General features: G+C 69.1%; 12 protein-coding genes. 3 read left to right on the top strand and 9 right to left on the bottom strand.

The window, feature by feature from the left end; genetic code table 11:
* Position 1 precedes the first annotated feature (1 nt).
* The 4 genes from ACN6M5_RS02135 to otsA all read right to left on the bottom strand — a co-directional run bounded on the left by ACN6M5_RS02135 (position 2) and on the right by otsA (position 6054).
* Positions 2 to 1810: an acetolactate synthase large subunit gene (locus ACN6M5_RS02135; protein ID WP_247597363.1), complete on the bottom strand. Its 1809-nt coding sequence runs from the start codon at positions 1808 to 1810 to the stop codon at positions 2 to 4.
* 49 nt (positions 1811 to 1859) lie between these two features.
* On the bottom strand, positions 1860 to 3554 hold the full coding sequence (gene ilvD, locus ACN6M5_RS02130; protein ID WP_434948345.1) for a dihydroxy-acid dehydratase: 1695 nt from the start codon (positions 3552 to 3554) through the stop codon (positions 1860 to 1862).
* A 72-nt stretch (positions 3555 to 3626) separates the two neighbouring features.
* Positions 3627 to 4439, bottom strand: a complete 813-nt coding sequence (gene otsB / locus ACN6M5_RS02125; RefSeq protein WP_434948344.1) for a trehalose-phosphatase — start codon at positions 4437 to 4439, stop codon at positions 3627 to 3629.
* Positions 4440 to 4479: 40 nt separating this feature from the next.
* Complete coding sequence (otsA, locus tag ACN6M5_RS02120) at positions 4480 to 6054, bottom strand: alpha,alpha-trehalose-phosphate synthase (UDP-forming) (protein ID WP_085370260.1); 1575 nt, start codon at positions 6052 to 6054, stop codon at positions 4480 to 4482.
* 151 nt (positions 6055 to 6205) lie between these two features.
* Here otsA and ACN6M5_RS02115 point away from each other — a divergent pair, with 151 nt between their 5' ends.
* Positions 6206 to 7018, top strand: a complete 813-nt coding sequence (locus ACN6M5_RS02115; RefSeq protein WP_434952298.1) for a sugar phosphate isomerase/epimerase family protein — start codon at positions 6206 to 6208, stop codon at positions 7016 to 7018.
* Here ACN6M5_RS02115 and ACN6M5_RS02110 read toward each other — a convergent pair.
* The 5 genes from ACN6M5_RS02110 to ACN6M5_RS02090 all read right to left on the bottom strand — a co-directional run bounded on the left by ACN6M5_RS02110 (position 6993) and on the right by ACN6M5_RS02090 (position 11509).
* Complete coding sequence (locus tag ACN6M5_RS02110) at positions 6993 to 7883, bottom strand: SGNH/GDSL hydrolase family protein (protein ID WP_434948343.1); 891 nt, start codon at positions 7881 to 7883, stop codon at positions 6993 to 6995. The genes ACN6M5_RS02115 and ACN6M5_RS02110 overlap by 26 nt on opposite strands.
* A 57-nt stretch (positions 7884 to 7940) precedes the next feature.
* Positions 7941 to 8879 carry a hypothetical protein gene (locus ACN6M5_RS02105; RefSeq protein WP_434948342.1) on the bottom strand — a complete coding sequence of 313 codons (939 nt, stop codon included), beginning with the start codon at positions 8877 to 8879 and terminating at the stop codon, positions 7941 to 7943.
* Positions 8876 to 9553, bottom strand: coding sequence for a response regulator (locus ACN6M5_RS02100; protein ID WP_434948341.1), 678 nt, complete (start codon positions 9551 to 9553; stop codon positions 8876 to 8878). Before ACN6M5_RS02100 ends, ACN6M5_RS02105 begins: the two co-directional genes overlap by 4 nt.
* A complete protein-coding gene (locus tag ACN6M5_RS02095; RefSeq protein WP_434948340.1) occupies positions 9546 to 10760 on the bottom strand; it encodes a sensor histidine kinase in 1215 nt (404 codons plus the stop codon). Before ACN6M5_RS02095 ends, ACN6M5_RS02100 begins: the two co-directional genes overlap by 8 nt.
* Before the next feature lie 89 nt (positions 10761 to 10849).
* On the bottom strand, positions 10850 to 11509 hold the full coding sequence (locus ACN6M5_RS02090) for a TetR/AcrR family transcriptional regulator (protein ID WP_247597362.1): 660 nt from the start codon (positions 11507 to 11509) through the stop codon (positions 10850 to 10852).
* 120 nt (positions 11510 to 11629) lie between these two features.
* Here ACN6M5_RS02090 and ACN6M5_RS02085 point away from each other — a divergent pair, with 120 nt between their 5' ends.
* Positions 11630 to 14566 carry an MMPL family transporter gene (locus ACN6M5_RS02085; RefSeq protein ID WP_434948339.1) on the top strand — a complete coding sequence of 979 codons (2937 nt, stop codon included), beginning with the start codon at positions 11630 to 11632 and terminating at the stop codon, positions 14564 to 14566.
* Positions 14563 to 16464 carry a YhgE/Pip domain-containing protein gene (locus ACN6M5_RS02080; protein ID WP_434948338.1) on the top strand — a complete coding sequence of 634 codons (1902 nt, stop codon included), beginning with the start codon at positions 14563 to 14565 and terminating at the stop codon, positions 16462 to 16464. Before ACN6M5_RS02085 ends, ACN6M5_RS02080 begins: the two co-directional genes overlap by 4 nt.
* The last annotated feature ends 20 nt before the right edge of the window (positions 16465 to 16484 follow it).

Below are 16484 nucleotides of genomic sequence, written 5' to 3'. Positions count from 1 at the left end.
TCTACTCCTCTCCGAAGGCGGGGCTGTGGTCGCGGGCGTACTGGACGTAGCTGTTGCTGACGCCCTGCGGAACCATCGGCCAGACCATCGCGTCCGCGCTCACGACGAAGTCGATGACCACGGGACGGTCGTTGGTCTCCAGCGCCAGCTTGATCGCCGCATCCACTTCCTCTTCCTTGGTGACGCGGATGCCGAGAGCGCCGTACGCCTCTGCCAGCTTCACGAAGTCGGGGACGCGCACGGTGTCGTGGCCGGTGTTCAGGTCGGTGTTGGAGTACCGGCCGTCGTAGAACAGCGTCTGCCACTGGCGGACCATGCCGAGCGACGAGTTGTTGATGATCGCGACTTTGATCGGGATGTTGTTGATCGTGCAGGTGGCGAGTTCCTGATTGGTCATCTGGAAGCAGCCGTCGCCGTCGATCGACCACACCACGCGGTCGGGCTGGGCCACCTTGGCACCCATCGCGGCGGGCACCGAGTATCCCATCGTGCCAGCCCCACCCGAGTTGAGCCACGCGTTCGGCCGCTCGTACTTGATGAACTGCGCCGCCCACATCTGGTGCTGGCCGACCCCGGCGGTGTAGATGCCCTCCGGTCCGGTCAGCTCGCCGATCCGCTGGATGATGTGCTGCGGGGCGAGCAGGCCGTCCGTCGTCGGCGAGAACCCGAGCGGGAACTCCTCGCGGAGCCCGTTCAGGTACGTCCACCATTCGACAGTGTCGGGCGCCTGGTCTTTCGCGGCCTCTTTGAAGGCGGCGGTCAGATCGACGATGACGTCTTTGGCATCGCCGACGATGGGCACGTCGGCGATCCGGATCTTGGAGATCTCAGCCGGGTCGACATCGACGTGGACGACTTTCGCGTTCGGAGCGAACAGCGAGGTGTTGCCGGTGACGCGGTCGTCGAACCGCGCGCCGAGCGACACGATGAGGTCGGACTCCTGGAGCGCGAGCACCGCGGGGACGGTGCCGTGCATCCCGGGCATGCCGAGGTGCTGCTTGTGGGAGTCGGGGAACGCGCCGCGCGCCATCAGCGTGGTGGTGACGGGCGCCCCGGTGACCTCGGCGAGCTCGAGGAGCTCCTGGGACGCGCGGGAGCGGATGACGCCGCCGCCCACGTAGAGGATCGGCTTCTTCGCCTCGGCGAGCAGCTGCGCCGCCGCGAGGATCTGCTTGCCGTGCGCCTTGGTGATCGGACGGTAGCCGGGCAGGTCGACCTTGGGCGGCCAGATGAACGGCACCGTGTTCTGCTGCGCGTCCTTGGTGATGTCGACGAGCACCGGGCCGGGACGGCCGGTTCCCGCGATGTGGTACGCCGCTGCGATGGTGGACGGGATGTCCTCCGCGCGCTTCACCAGGAAGGAGTGCTTGGTGATCGGCATCGTGATGCCGACGATGTCCGCCTCCTGGAACGCATCCGTACCCATCAGGGTGGAGAAGACCTGGCCCGTGATGAACACCACGGGGACCGAGTCCATGTGGGCGTCCATGATGGCCGTGACGAGGTTGGTCGCTCCGGGACCGGAGGTGGCCATCGCCACGCCGACCTTATTGCTCGACGAGGCGTAGCCCTCTGCGGCGTGGCCGGCGCCCTGCTCGTGCCTGACCAGGATGTGACGGATCTTGGTGGAGTCCATGATCGCGTCGTAGATGGGGAGGATGGCTCCACCCGGGAGCCCGAAGACGTCGGTGACGCCGAGGAGTTCCAGGGTGCGGACGACGGACTGGGAGCCCGTCAGCGATTCGGGCGACGCCTTTCCAGGCGTCGCGGATGGCAACACGGTACTAGGAGAACTGGGTTCCGAGGACATGTGTGGGCGAGTCCCTTACGTACGAAACGGATGATGCGAGGAAGCGGAGCTACCCCGTGACCGCGCCCTCCGCAGCGGAGTGCACGAGCTTGGAGTACTTCGCGAGAACGCCACGGGTATAGCGCGGGGGAAGAGGCGCCCAGCCTTCACGGCGGGCGGTCAGCTCTGACTCATCGACAAGTAGGTCGAGGGAGCGAGCCGCGATATCGACCCGTATCAGATCACCATCGCGCACGAAGGCGATGGGACCTGCGTCCACCGCTTCGGGTGCTATGTGGCCGATGCAGAGGCCGGTTGTGCCGCCTGAGAATCGTCCGTCCGTCAATAGTAGTACATCCTTGCCGAGGCCCGCGCCCTTGATGGCGGCGGTGATGGCGAGCATCTCGCGCATCCCCGGGCCGCCCTTCGGACCCTCGTAGCGGATGACCACGACGTCGCCGGCCTTGATCGTGCCTTCCGTCAGAGCATCCATTGCTCCGCGCTCGCGCTCGAACACGCGGGCGGGACCCTCGAAGACCTCGGCGTCGAAGCCCGCGGTCTTGACGACGGCGCCCTCCGGAGCGAACGACCCCTTGAGGATCGTGATGCCGCCAGTGGCGTGGATGGGGTTGTCGAGGCTGCGCATGACCTCGCCGTCCGGAGCGGGCGGGTTGATCTCTGCGAGGTTCTCCGCGACGGTCTTGCCGGTGACGGTGAGGCAGTCGCCGTGCAGGAGACCGGCGTCGAGCAGCGCCTTCATGACGACGGGGACGCCGCCGTGACGGTCGACGTCGTTCATCACGTACTTGCCGAACGGCTTGAGGTCGCCGATGTGCGGGACCTTGTCTCCGATGCGGTTGAAGTCGTCGATCGTGAGGTCGACCTCCGCCTCGCGGGCGATGGCGAGCAGGTGGAGCACGACGTTGGTGGAGCCGCCGAACGCCATGGCCACCGCGATGGCGTTCTCGAACGCCTTCTTGGTGAGGATGTCGCGCGCGGTGATGCCGAGCTTCAGCAGGTTGACCACGGCCTCGCCCGAGCGGTGGGCGAAGTAGTCGCGGCGGCGGTCTGCCGAGGGCGGCGCTGCCGAGCCGGGGAGGCTCATGCCGAGCGCCTCTGCGACGGAGGCCATGGTGTTGGCGGTGTACATGCCGCCACAGGCACCCTCGCCCGGGGCGATGGCGCACTCGATGCGCTTGAGGTCTTCTTCGCTCATCTTGCCCGCCTTGCAGGCGCCGACGGCCTCGAAGGAGTCGATGATCGTGACGTCCTTCTCCGTGCCGTCGGAGAGCTTGACCCAGCCGGGGGCGATCGAGCCCGCGTAGAGGAAGACGGCGGAGAGGTCGAGACGCGCCGCGGCCATCAGCATGCCGGGGAGCGACTTGTCGCAGCCGGCGAGCAGAACGGTGCCGTCGAGGCGTTCCGCCATCATGACGGTCTCGACGGAGTCGGCGATGACCTCACGCGAGACGAGGGAGAAGTGCATGCCCTCGTGGCCCATCGAAATGCCGTCGGAGACGGAGATCGTGCCGAACTGCAGCGGGTATCCCCCACCGGAGTGGACGCCCTCTTTCGCGCCCTGTGCGAGGCGGTCGAGCGACAGGTTGCAGGGGGTGATCTCGTTCCAGGAGCTCGCGATTCCGATCTGCGGCTTCTCCCAGTCGGCGTCGCCCATTCCGACAGCCCGAAGCATCCCGCGGCTCGTGGTTGCTTCGATTCCGTCGGTGACGACGCGCGAACGCGGTTTCCAATCGATGTCTGGCATGGATCAACTCTAGGACGTTCGGGATGCCGCTCTGAACATATGACCGAGACCGGTGGATAACCCGCGAAGAGGTCAGGCTGTGGAGGACTGCCTGGCGTCCGCGAGCAGGCTCAGCATCGTCGCGACGGCGGTCTCGTCGGCGAGGCGGAACTGCGCTGCCGTCTCCCCTTCGCCCACCTTGATGCCGACGTCCCCGGCGCCCGGGCGGAGCACCGCGAAGCCGTCCTCGTCCGTCACGTCGTCTCCGGCGAACAGCACGGCCGTCGCCTTCGTGTACTCGCGCAGGCGCTCGATGCCGTCGCCCTTGTTGGCGCCGCGCACCGAGAACTCGATGATGTCCTTGCCGTCGCGGATGGTGAGCGTGTCGCTGACCGAGGCGGCAGCGGCGTACGCGGCCTCGACCACCTCCTTGCCCTCCTCCTCGCCGAGCAGCCGGTAGTGGACGCCGTAGCCGACGGGCTTGGTCTCCAGGCGCGTTCCCTCCGTGGACGACACGAGCGCGCCGAGCACGTCTCCGAGCTTCTGCAGCGTCTCCTGCTCGTCGATGCTGAGGTCGAGCGATACGCCGTCGCGGCCGAACCGGATCTCGACGCCGTGCGAGCCGATGAGCAGCGCATCCGGATCGGCCTCCGTCACGATCTCGAGGCTCGACAGCGGTCGGCCGGAGATGTACGCGACCCAGGTGTTCGGCAGCGCTTCGAGCCTGTCGAGCGCCTCCTTGGCCTGCGGGAGCATCCTGGCCGCTTTGGGACGGTCGACGAACGGCGCGAGCGTGCCGTCGAAGTCCAGGGCGAGGAGGACGCGCTCCTCCGACGCGAACGCGCGGAGGGCGTCGACGAGGGCGACGGCGGAGGCGGACGGTGTTGCGGGGGCTGTCTCTGTCATGCTTCTTTCTCAGGTGATACTGCGGCTGGGTACGCGCCGGTCAGCGCCGGTTGACGGGCGGGTTCTGCAACGGGTGGTCTCCGTGCGCGCTGCGCGTCAGAGCATCCAGGAAGGATGCGGACCACTTGGCCACGTCGTTGGTGAGGACGCGCTTGCGCAGGGCGCGCATCCTGCGTGTCCTCTCCCTCCTCGGCATCGCGATCGCCTGCTGGATGGTCTCCTTCAGCCCCTCGATGTCGTGCGGGTTGATGAGGAGCGCCTGGCGCAGTTCGTCCGACGCCCCGGCGAACTCGCTGAGCACCAGCACGCCGTCGTCGTCCGCGCGGGTCGCGACGTACTCCTTGGCGACCAGGTTCATCCCGTCACGGAGGGCGGTGACGAGCATCACATCCGCCGCGAGGTAGAGGGCGACCATCTCCTCGCGCGGGTAGCCGTGGTGCAGGTATGCGATCGCGGTGTGGCCGAGGGTGGAGTAGTCGCCGTTGATGCGGCCGACGGTCAGCTCGATCTCGTCGCGCAGCTGCATGTACGTCTCGACGCGCTCGCGGCTGGGGCTGGCGACCTGAACGAGCGTGACGTGCTCCGAGTCGAGCTTGCCCTCCGCGAGGAGTTCGCCGAACGCCTTGAGCCTGTGCCCGATGCCCTTCGTGTAGTCGAGTCGGTCGACGCCGAGCAGGATCTTCTCCGGGTTGCCGAGCTCTTCCCTGATCTGCCTGGCGCGCTCTTGGATCTCCGGCCGCTTCGCCAGCTCCTGGTACCGCTCGGCGTCGATCGAGATCGGGAACTGCCTGGCGAGGACGGTGCGGGCCAGTCCCCCGTGCTTGTTGGTGGTCACGTGACGGTGCGACCCGGCATCCGGATCGTCGGTGTCGATCGGCACCTCGATGATGGGGCCGCGCGTCTCGTACCCCTTCAGCCGGCGGACGGCGCGGGAGAAGTTGCCGGCGTCCGCGACGCGCTGGAAACCGATCACGTCCGCGCCGAGCAGGCCGTCGATGATCTGCCTGCGCCACGGCAGCTGCGAGTAGATGCCGTAGGGCGGGAATGGGATGTGGTTGAAGAAGCCGATCACGAGGTCCGGGCGCTGTGCCCGCAGCATGGCGGGGACGAGCTGCAGCTGGTAGTCGTGCACCCAGACAACGGCGCCCTTCGCCGACACGGCGGCGGCGGCATCGGCGAAGCGCTGGTTGACCTTCACGTAGGTGTCCCACCACTCGCGGTGGAAGCTCGGCTGCGCGATCACGTCGTGGTAGAGCGGCCAGAGGGTGTCGTTGGAGAAGCCCTCGTAGTACTCCTGCAGGTCCTGCTCGCTGAGGCGCACGGGCAGGATGTTGATGCCGTCCGCCTCGAACGGGTCGATGTCCTCGTCAGCGACGCCCGCCCAGCCGATCCAGACGCCGTCCTCCGCCCGCATGACGGGCTCCAGAGCGGCGACGAGTCCCCCGGGAGACGGCCGCCAGCTGGCCGTTCCGTCGTCGTCGGTGACCCGGTCGACGGGGAGTCTGTTGGAGACGATGACGAGATCGTACGTCTCGGTGTCCGTCGTCGTTTCCGTGCTGGTGGAGGAGGTTCGGTGGGGTGAGATGGTGTGTCCAATCCGTCGGGTCGCGGCCATTGCGCACTGTATGCCAGGGTACCAGCGTGTTCTAGCCCTCCCCAGGGGCGGCGGCCCGGCGGCGGGCCAGCAGCGGCGCGGCGGCGGCGCGGCTCACGTTCGCACGGCGGTCATGCTGCGTTCAGCGCGCGTGGGTACAGTGTCGCGCGTGATGCGAATCGGCATGAGCACGTCGTGCGTCTACCCGCTGGCCGTCGAGCACGGTTTCCGCCTGGCAGCCGAGGCGGGCTTCGACGGCGTCGAGGTGATGGTCACCCGCGACGAGACCACCCAGTCCCCGGATGCGCTGCTCGCCCTCTCCGACAGCTACCGGATGCCCATCCTCTCCATCCACGCGCCCGTGCTGCTCCTGACGCACTTCGTCTGGGGCCGCGACCCGCGCGTGAAGCTGGAGAAGTCGGCCGAGCTGGCGGCGGAGGTCGGCGCGGACACCGTGGTCGTGCATCCACCGTTCCGCTGGCAGTCCGGCTATGCGGAGGACTTCCTGGCGATCGTCCGCGAGACCGCCGACGCGAGCGGCGTCGCCATCGCGGTGGAGAACATGTTCCCGTGGAAGCTGGCAGGCCGGGCGCTCGCCGCGTACTCCCACGGCTGGAACCCGGCGGCGATGGACTGCGACGCGGTCACGCTCGACTTCTCGCACGCCGCGCTGAGCGGCGTCGACTCCCTCGCCCTGGCCACCGAACTCGGCGACCGTCTGCGCCACGTCCACCTCTGCGACGGGTCGGGCCCGCTCGACGAGAACCGCGTGTTCGACGAGCACCTCCTCCCCGGCCACGGGGGTGAACCGGTCGCCGAGGTGCTGAGGATGCTCGCCGACCGTCGCTGGTCAGGCAGCATCGTCGCCGAGGTCAACACCCGCAAGGCACGCACCGACGACGAACGGCTCGGGATGCTCCGCGAGACCGCCGCGTTCGCCCGCGAGCACACGGGGTCGGCTACTGCGCCTTCCCCAGCGTCCTGACGAGCGCCCGCGCGTACTCGCGGTATCCGGCGGCCGTCGGGTGGAAGGCGGCGAACCCCGAGGTGTTGACCCACGGGCTCTTGTTGCCGATGCCGTGCCCATCGAAGTCGACGCCGACGAACGTCATCGGGACGCCTTTCGCCCTCTGCTCGTCGACCGCGGTGCGGATGACCTCGTTGAGGCCGATAGTCGCCGCGTTGATGGCGGCAGCCATCCCGAAGTCCGGAGCGTTGGGGTCGGAGGCGTCGTACATGACCGCGTAGCCGGTGACGACGATGCGCGCGTTCGGCGCGGCCTTCGCGACCGCCGCGTAGACCGCATCCAGCCGGTCGGGGAGCACGTTCAGCAGGGAGAGCGCGCTCGACAGTTCGTTGCGGCACGGGATGGCCTTGCCCGCCGCGCAGTCGGACGCGATGTCCGCGACGCCGAGGTCGTTGCCTCCGATGCTGAGGGTGACGAGGTCGGTGCGGTCGTCGAGGGCGATCAGCTGCCGCTTGAGCAGGTCGGAGGTGGTGGCGCCGCTGCACGACGCGTTCGCGATCAGGTCGACGCCGGACTCCTCGGCGAACACGTCCGGGTAGCTCTTCGGACTGCTCACGCACTTGCCCGTCTCGCCGCCCGCGCCCATCCCGGCCGCGAACGAGTCGCCGAGCGCGACATAGCGGGTCTCCGGGGTGAGCTGCTCATCCGGGAACGGGTCGACGGTGGGCGTGGGCGTCGGTGTCTCGCGCGCGGCGACGGGGCGGCCGTCCTGGGAGTCGTGACGCGCGTTCGAGGTCGCCGACCACGCGAAGGCCGCTGCGCCGGCGAGCACGCCGACGACGACCACGGCGATGATCGGGATGACGATGGCTCTGCGTCGCATCCGATCAACGTTACCTGCGCATCCTTGGCGCCCGCTCGACGTCCGCCGTGGCTGGGCTCAGTGTGCGCTGTGGTCGTATCGTTCCGGGCGGGGCGGCGTCAGTTCGTCGAGGAGTGACCGGACGGCGTCGGCACGTCGCTCGATCGTGTCGCCGGCGCTTCGGAGGAGTGCGGCATCCACCGGACGCTGCACGGCCTGGCGGTCCCACTCCGCCCGATAGAGCGCGTCCCGGTAGCCCGAAGAGTCCTGGCAAGCGAGGTCGAGGGACGCGATCGATGCCTCGCGCTCTGACGGTCGCGTGGTCGGGATGCCGGTGCTGAACTCCTGGACCATCGTCGTGGTCGGCATCCGCTCGGGCGACGTCAGATCCGGGACGCGCGCCGGAGCCATGCACGAACGCCAGGCAGCCACGGTGTCACGCACAGCGGAATCGCCCACCGCACCGCGGTACGCCTCGTTCGCGAGTTTGACCGCGACGTCGGCGGCCTGCATCGACTGGCCGCTGAGCAGAGGATGCTTCTCTCTTCCAGCGACGATGCAGGTGTCCAGTGCTGCTTGCAGCTCGGCGTTCGGCTGCGTGTCGGGGAACGCGAACACGAGCCAATCGCTCTTGCCCTCGTCCACATCGTTCGCGACGTGGTACCCCTGTGACGCTGCGACGCCTGCCGTCAGCGGCCGGAGGACCGTGGTGTCGCCCAGCGCGTTGTCTGCGGCGGCGGCGTCCCGCCAGGGAACCGGCCAATCGAAACCGCGGGCGGCGAGACAGCGGGCGTTCAGCAGGTTCTCCGCGTAGCTGTCCTGAGTCGTCCCGATCGGCAGGTAGGCGTCCAGCGGCATGGTCCACGCGTTCGCGTCCCGCTCCGGCAGGTCGGTGAGGTGCTCGGTTGCACGCGCGGGAAGGCCCGCGACGGCGACGATCGCCACAGCCGCAACCGCGGTGGCCGCTGTCGCCCATCGCGCGATGCGCTCAGTGCGGGATCTGGATGCGCTGTTCATCGGTGGCCTCCACTCCTTCTGCCGGCGACGAGGCCGTGCTCGTACGCGAAAATCACAATCTGCACTCTGCTGCGCAGCTCCAATTTCGTGAGGATGGCGCCCACGTGCGTCTTCACCGTCGCCTCGCTCAGGTGCGCGGACTGGGCGATCTGCTGGTTCGACAGGCCGGAGGCGACCAGCAGGAAGATCTCCCGCTCGCGCGCGCTCAACACCGCCACGGATGAGGTATCCGCCGCCCGCGCTCGTGCACCGAACTCCCGCACGAGCCGGAGCGCGTCAGCGTCGACCTCCCGCCCGCCCGCCGTCGCCCGGATGGTGTCCAGCACATCGGCGGGAGTCGCATCCTTCGTCAGGAACGCTGACGCCCCAGCGTCGATCGCGGCGTAGAGCGCGCCGTCGTGCTGGATGGTCGTGAGGACCACGACCGAGGGACGGACCGTGAGCGATGGGTCCGAGAGCAGCATCCTGGTGGCGTCGAGCCCATTGATCCCCGGCATCCGCAGATCCATCAGCACCACATCGGGCTGTGCGCGCCGGACGAGGTCGAGACCAGTGGGTGCGTCGTCGGCGCAGCCGAGGCAGTCGATGTCCGGCTCGGCGTCGAGCAGCATGCTCAGCCCGGACGAGAAGAGAGGTTGATCGTCGACGATCGCGACGGTGATGCGCTCAGCCATCGACCAGCTCGCGCTCCACCGGGATGTGCGCCGTCACGATGAATGCGCCATCCTCTGCACGGTCCGTGCTGAGCCAGCCGCCGGCGAGTCGTGCCCGGTCGGACATCCCCCGAATGCCCGCACCGCGCCGCTGCCCATTGCCTGCCGGCACGAGCGGCCGATCCCCCCGAGACTCCACAAGAAGGGCGAGCCCGTCGCCTCGCCAATCGAGGTCGACGAGCACCTCGCTCTCCGGACCGCCGTGCTTGAGAGCGTTGGTCAAGCTTTCCTGCACGATACGGAAGACGGCGAGCTGGGTGGCCGGGGCGAGCGCCGGCCGCCGCCCGTGCTCATCGAGCTCGACGCGCATCCCGATCTGCGTCATCGATCGGAGGAGGCCGGGAACGTCGTCGATGCTGTGCCGGTCGCCGACATCATCGTTCTGGATGTGCTCGACCAGCTGGCGAACATCGGTCAGAGCAGTCCTGGACACCTCGGCGATCGTCTGCAACGACCCGCCGACGGCGTCCGGCCTGGTCGCGGCGACCGCCGCGGCCCCCTGCGCCTGGGAGACGATCACGGCGAGCGAATGAGCGAGCGCGTCGTGCACCTCCCGCGCGATGCGGTCGCGGTCCTGCGCCGCGGCGAGCTCGCTGCTCGCCTCCTGCCAATCGGCTGTCGCCTCGTCGAGCAGATTCGTCACGGCGCGGGTGCGCAGGAGGGAGGCGACGGCCAGGCCGCCCGACCAGCCCGAGAGGAAGGCACCGAAGGCGGCGAGTGCCGTCAGCGCGAACGCCACCCGCCGCATGGACGGATCGGGAACGAGCGAGTTGGAGACGAACTCGCCGTACTCCCCCGGCATCACGACGAACCAGCCGACGAGCAGCGCCGCGATCCCGAGCGCGAGGACAGCGATCCACCGCACAGCACCGCGTGCCCGGAGACCGACCACGAACGCGACCACGACGGTGGCGAGATACATCGGCCAGTTCGACTCATCGGCGACGGCGACGAGGCGCAGCGCCTGGAGTCCCGGTGCTGCGACCACGAGGAAGAGCGCGACCGACGGCATCCACGCTGAGACGGCGATGGCGAAAGAAAGCAGCGCGTACACGGGTGCGAACTCGTCCACTCGGGATGCGGGAACGACGAACACCGCCCAGAGGAGATAGGCGACGGCGACGCAGGGCATGACCCAAGCGGCGCCTCGACGGAGAGCGGAACTCATGGGTTCAACGCTAGGGCGAGACGCACCGGCCGTCCTGCTCAGCGCGGTGATTTCATCCGAATGGATGAGTCAGCGCACCATCCCTCGCCTCACACCCGCTCGGTCAGCGCCAGCAGCACCGCGGGCACGCTGGCCGACAGGCGCTCCGAGAAGGCGCGCTCGTCTCCGGTGAGCAGTGCCCTCGCCTCGGCGTTCGCGCAGAGTTCGGCGATGACGCGCACCGCTTCCTCCGGCGCGATGGTGAAGCGGCGGTTGGCCGTCTCGAGCGCTGCCTCGACGATCTCGGTGAGTTCGGAGAAGAAGCCGTCCTGGTAGCGCACGAAGTCGGCGGCGATGGCGGGGTCGCGCATCGCGAGGAGCAGGAACTCCGACTGGACGAGCCACCAGCGACGGTCGTCGGACTGCAGTTCGAGCACCTTGGCGACGATGTCGACGACATCGTCGTCTCCGATGGTCACGCCGTCGCCGACCTTGGGCGCCAGGTACTGCGCGACACCGGCGTTCAGCTGTTCGATGCGCATGGTCTTCTCGCGCTCCATCAGCGCGAAGAAGAGCTCCTCCTTGGTGGAGAAGTTGGAGTAGAAGGCGCCGCGGGTGAAGCCGGCCGCCTCGGTGATCATCTCGACGCTGGCCGCGTGGACGCCGTGCTCGGCGAAGATGTCGAAGGCCGCGTCGAGCAGGCGGGAGCGGGTCTTCTGGCGGCGCGCCGACTCGGCCGGCGCTTCGTCTCTGAGAGCTGTCGTTTCCAAGCTGAAACCTTCCTGAATCGAGTTCCAGATACACGAGTGTATCGGATACATTCGGGTATCGGATACAACGGTGTATCGAACCCCCGTACTGGATCTGTAGCCGATTATGTAGGAGAACGCGTGTCCTCGATTCTGTATTCGATCGGCCGCTGGGCGTTTCGTGCCCGCAAGCTCGTCGTCTCCCTGTGGATCGTCCTCCTCGTCGCCCTCGGCGGCGGCGCCGTGCTCTTCAACCAGGGCACGGACAACTCTTTCAGCATCCCCGGCACGGAGTCGCAGGACGCCCTCGACACCCTCAGCCGCACGTTCCCGCAGGTCAGCGGCACGTCGGCGCAGCTCGTCGTCGTCGCTCCGAAGGGCGAGACGGTCACCGACGCGTCCGTGAAGCAGCCCGTCGACGCCACCATGACCGACCTCGCGAAGCTCGACGGCGTCGCGGGCGTCACCTCCCCGTACAGCAAGCAGGTGAAGGGCTCCATCTCCGACGACGGGTCCGCCGCCATCGTCACCGTGCAGCTGAAGGGCCAGATCACCACCGTTCCCGCCGAGACCAAGACGGCACTCCAGGATGCGGGGGCGGACCTCCAGAAGCAGCTTCCGGATGGGTCCCAGGTCGCCGTGGGCGGGCAGCTGTTCTCGCAGAGCCTGCCGACGCTCAGCGTCACGGAGCTGCTCGGCGTGGGCATCGCCCTCGTCGTCCTGATCCTCACCTTCGGGTCGTTCCTGGCGGCGGGAATGCCGCTCCTCACCGCGCTGCTCGGCGTCGGGCTGTCGATGGCGCTCATTTTCATCGCGACGCTGTTCGGGCCGATCTCCTCGACGACGCCGCTACTCGCGCTCATGCTGGGGCTCGCGGTCGGCATCGACTACTCGCTGTTCATCATCTCCCGGCATCAGAGTCAGCTGAAGGCCGGCGTCGATCCGGAGGAGTCCGCCGCCCGCTCGGTCGCGACGGCGGGGTCCGCGGTGCTGTTCGCCGGGATCACGGTCATCATCGCGCTCGTCGGGCTGTCGGTGGCGAACATCCCGTTCCTGACGACGATGGGCATCGCGGCGTCGGCGGCGGTCGCCATCGCCGTGCTGATCTCGCTGTCGCTCACCCCCGCGCTGCTCGGCTTCGCAGGCGCGCGGATCACACCGGGACGGCGTGCGGCGAAGCGCGCGGCGCGGCGCGCTGCGAAGGCGGCGGGCGCATCCGGGGCGGGAGCCGCATCCGGCGCAGCGGCGACAAGCGCAGCACCCGAGACGCCCGAACCCTCCCCCAGCGCCTCGGCGCCGACCCTCGCGCACGCGGCCAAGGCCGACGTCCCTCCCGGGTTCTTCCGCGGCTGGGTGCGGGCGGTCACCCGGTTCCCGATCGTCACCATCGTGGGCGTCATCGCCATCCTCGGCGTCGCCACCATCCCCGCCGCCCAGCTGAGGCTCGCCCTCCCCGACGCGGGCTCGCACGCCCCTGACGACCCGGCGCGCATCGCATACGACCTCATCTCCGAGCACTTCGGCCCCGGATACAACGGGCCGCTGATCGTCACGGGCTCGATCATCTCCAGCACGGACCCCGTCGGACTGATGACGAAGATCGGCGACGAGCTCGCCGGGCTCCCCGGCGTCGCCGCCGTGCCGCTCGCGACCCCGAACCAGACGGCGGACACCGGCATCGTGCAGGTCATCCCGACCACCGGTCCCGACTCGGAGAAGACGGCGCAGCTCGTCTCGGACATCCGGGCGAAGCACCAGCACTTCCTGGACGAGTACGGCGTCGACCTCAAGGTCACCGGAAACACGGCCGCGCAGATCGACGTGTCTGACAGGCTCGGCGGCGCCCTGCTGCCGTTCGGGATCCTGGTCGTCGGGCTCTCGCTGGTGCTGCTGACGATGGTGTTCCGGTCGATCGCCGTGCCGATCAAGGCGGCGCTCGGCTACCTGCTCTCTGTCGGCGCGGCGTTCGGCGCCGTGACGGTCGTGTTCGAGTGGGGCTGGCTGTCCGACGCGCTCAACGTCGCGAAGACGGGGCCGGTGATCAGCTTCATGCCGATCATCCTGATGGGCGTGCTGTTCGGGCTCGCGATGGACTACGAGGTGTTCCTGGTCAGCCGCATCCGGGAGGACTACGTGCACGGCGGCAACGCCAGGCGCGCTGTCGAGAGCGGGTTCGTCGGGTCGGCGAAGGTGGTGACCGCCGCCGCGATCATCATGATCTCGGTGTTCGCCGCGTTCGTCCCCGAGGGCGACACGTCGATCAAGCCGATCGCGCTCGGGCTCGCCGTCGGCGTCTTCGTCGACGCGTTCATCGTGCGGATGACCCTGGTGCCCGCGGTGCTGCAGCTGCTCGGCGAGAAGGCCTGGTGGATGCCGCGCTGGCTCGACCGCATCCTGCCGTCATTCGACGTCGAGGGCGACGGCCTGCAGAAGGAGCTCGACCTGGCCGACTGGCCGGAGCCGGGCGGCCGTTACATCGCGGCAGCGGACGGACTGACCATCAGCGCCAAGAAGCGGCCGCTGTTCGCCGACGTGTCGTTCCGCCTCACGGATGGCGAGGTCCTCGTCGTGCAGGGCGACGACCGCACGGCGTCCCTCGCGCTGCTGATGGCGATCACCGGACGCACCAAACCGGATGCCGGCACGATCAAGGTGGCCGGATTCGTCCTGCCGACCCGCGCGGCCGGCGTGCGCTCCCGCACCGCCGTCGTGCGCCTCGGCACCTCGGAGACGCCCGTGCACGACGTGCGGAACGCGCTCGCCGGTCACCCGCAGCTGCTCGCGCTCGACGCCGTCGATGCGGTGACAGACCCGGTGGAGCGCCGGCGCATCCGGTACGAGCTCTCCGACGCGGTCAACCGCGCGAGGGACGACGAGCGGCCGTTCGCCATCGTCGTCAGCTGCGTCGATCCCGCCGAACTCGACGACCTGCTGCCGGACAGCGTCGTGCCGACCTCGCTCGGCAGGACGGACCGCCCGGGCAGCGGCGGGCATCTCGCAACCGACCACGCCGTGCACCAGCACTCCGCCCCCGCACACCCCGCAGACAGCACCACCGAGAAGGCGATCGTCCGATGACCACCCCGACCTCCCCGACCACGCCGCTCCGCCGCCCGCGCTCGCTGTTCTCCCTGGAACGGATGCGCTCCGACAAGCGCGTCACCTGGCTCACCATCGCCGGTCTGCTGCTGGTGCCGCTGGTGATCGGCGGCCTGCTCGTCTGGGCGCTCTGGAACCCGACCGAGCGCCTCAGCGACGTGAAGGCGGCCGTCGTCAACCTCGACCAGCCGGTGGAGATCAACGGCCAGACCGTCCCGCTCGGGCGACAGCTGTCCGCCGGACTCCTCAACGGGAAGTCGGACAACTACAGCTGGGTGCTCACAGACAAGAAGGACGCCGACGCCGGGCTCGCCGACGGGACATACGTGTCCGTCGTGACCATCCCCAAGGACTTCTCGAAGGCGGCGACCTCGCCGTCCGGATCAGCCGCCGACGCCGAACAGGCGACCATCGACGTGCAGACCAGCGAGAAGTCGAAGCTCGTCGACCCGGCGATCAGCCAGGCGGTGACCACAACGGCGACCTCCGTGCTGAACACGCAGCTCACCTCCACCTACCTGGAGAACGTCTACGTCGGCTTCAACACGCTGCACGACCAGATCGCGAAGGCGGCGAGCGGGGCGACCGAGCTGTCCGGCGGGGTGTCGCAGCTGGCGTCCGGCGCGCACCAATTGAGTGACGCATCCAGTCGGTTGGCGTCCGGCGCCTCAGCGCTCTCGAGCGGCGTCGGCCAGCTCTCCGACGGCGTCGCCTCGCTCGCCGGCGGCCTGACCACGCTGCAGCAGCAGACCGCAGCACTCCCCGATCAGACCCAGCAGCTCGCCACGGGAACGGCCGGGGTGTCGAGCGGAGTGAACGCCACCGTCGCCGGGCTGCAGAAGCTGGCAGCGGGATGCGCGGCCGTCCACGGCCCGAACGACCCGATCTGCGCGGGCATCGCCCAGACGATCGCCGGGATGACCACCGGCCAGGGCGGCTCCCCCAGCCTGGTGGATGCGGCGGGTTCCGTCGCCGCGGGCACCCAGCAGCTGGCAGCGGGGATGCCGGCGCTCACCGCCGGGATCGGCCAGAGCGCATCCGGTGCGAGCCAGCTCGCCTCGGGGGCGTCGCAGTCCGCGTCGGGAGCGTCGTCGCTCGCGAGTGGCACGCAGCAGCTCGCGACGGGCGTCGCCGGGCTCGCGACCGGGGCGGACCAGACCAGCGCAGGCACGGCATCCCTCGCCTCCGGGCTGAAGGAAGCGGCGGACAAGCTGCCCAACTACTCGAGCGACGAGCGCTCCAACCTGGCGACGGTCGCCTCGCAGCCGGTCACGCAGAACAGTGAAGGCACGAGCGGATTCGGGCAGACCAGCATCCCGCTGTTCGGCGCCGTCGCGCTCTGGCTCGGCGCGCTCGCGACGTTCCTGGTGCTGCAGGCGGTCTCCCGCCGCGCACTGCTGACGACGCGCGCATCCGGTCGCATCGCGCTCGACGGGTTCCTGCCCGCCGCGGCGATCGGCGCGATCCAGGGCGTCTTCGTAGCCGGCGTGATGCAGTTCGCGCTCGGTCTCGACGTGGGCCACTGGTTCGGCTTCGCCGGGGTGGCGGTGGCGGTGGGCGTCGCGTTCGCCGCCGTGAACCACGGGCTGGTCGCCCTCCTCGGCGGGGTCGGGCGGTTCGTCTCGATGCTCGTGGTGGTGGTGACCCTCGCATCCGGGATCGTGTCGACCGTGCCCGGGTTCTTCTCCAGCGCGGTGCAGTGGATGCCCACCTCGGCGGCGATCACGGCGTTCCGCGGCGTCGTCGAGTCGACGGACGGCGTCTGGCGCGGCCTCGGAGCGCTCCTGCTCTGGGCGGCTGTCGGGTTCGCCATCTCGGCCATCGCCGTGGCGCGCCGTCGCATCGTGCGCGTCGCCCAGCTGCTCCCTGCCGAGTGACCCCAGCAATCGAGTCCGAA

It is taken from the genome of Leifsonia araucanica, from assembly GCF_051161895.1.
Classification (GTDB): Bacteria; Actinomycetota; Actinomycetes; order Actinomycetales; family Microbacteriaceae; genus Leifsonia.
Note: the sequence above shows the minus strand (reverse complement) of the source record. Positions and strands in the feature narration are given on the sequence as shown.

Coding starts and splice junctions, on each gene's coding strand:
- ACN6M5_RS02080 (WP_434948338.1), top strand. CDS start 14,563: ATGACCACCCCGACCTCCCCGACCACGCCGCTCCGCCGCCCGCGCTCG.
- ACN6M5_RS02100 (WP_434948341.1), bottom strand. CDS start 9,553: ATGGCTGAGCGCATCACCGTCGCGATCGTCGACGATCAACCTCTCTTC.
- ACN6M5_RS02110 (WP_434948343.1), bottom strand. CDS start 7,883: ATGCGACGCAGAGCCATCGTCATCCCGATCATCGCCGTGGTCGTCGTC.
- otsB (WP_434948344.1), bottom strand. CDS start 4,439: ATGACAGAGACAGCCCCCGCAACACCGTCCGCCTCCGCCGTCGCCCTC.
- ilvD (WP_434948345.1), bottom strand. CDS start 3,554: ATGCCAGACATCGATTGGAAACCGCGTTCGCGCGTCGTCACCGACGGA.
- ACN6M5_RS02115 (WP_434952298.1), top strand. CDS start 6,206: ATGCGAATCGGCATGAGCACGTCGTGCGTCTACCCGCTGGCCGTCGAG.
- ACN6M5_RS02105 (WP_434948342.1), bottom strand. CDS start 8,879: ATGAACAGCGCATCCAGATCCCGCACTGAGCGCATCGCGCGATGGGCG.
- ACN6M5_RS02135 (WP_247597363.1), bottom strand. CDS start 1,810: ATGTCCTCGGAACCCAGTTCTCCTAGTACCGTGTTGCCATCCGCGACG.
- otsA (WP_085370260.1), bottom strand. CDS start 6,054: ATGGCCGCGACCCGACGGATTGGACACACCATCTCACCCCACCGAACC.
- ACN6M5_RS02095 (WP_434948340.1), bottom strand. CDS start 10,760: ATGAGTTCCGCTCTCCGTCGAGGCGCCGCTTGGGTCATGCCCTGCGTC.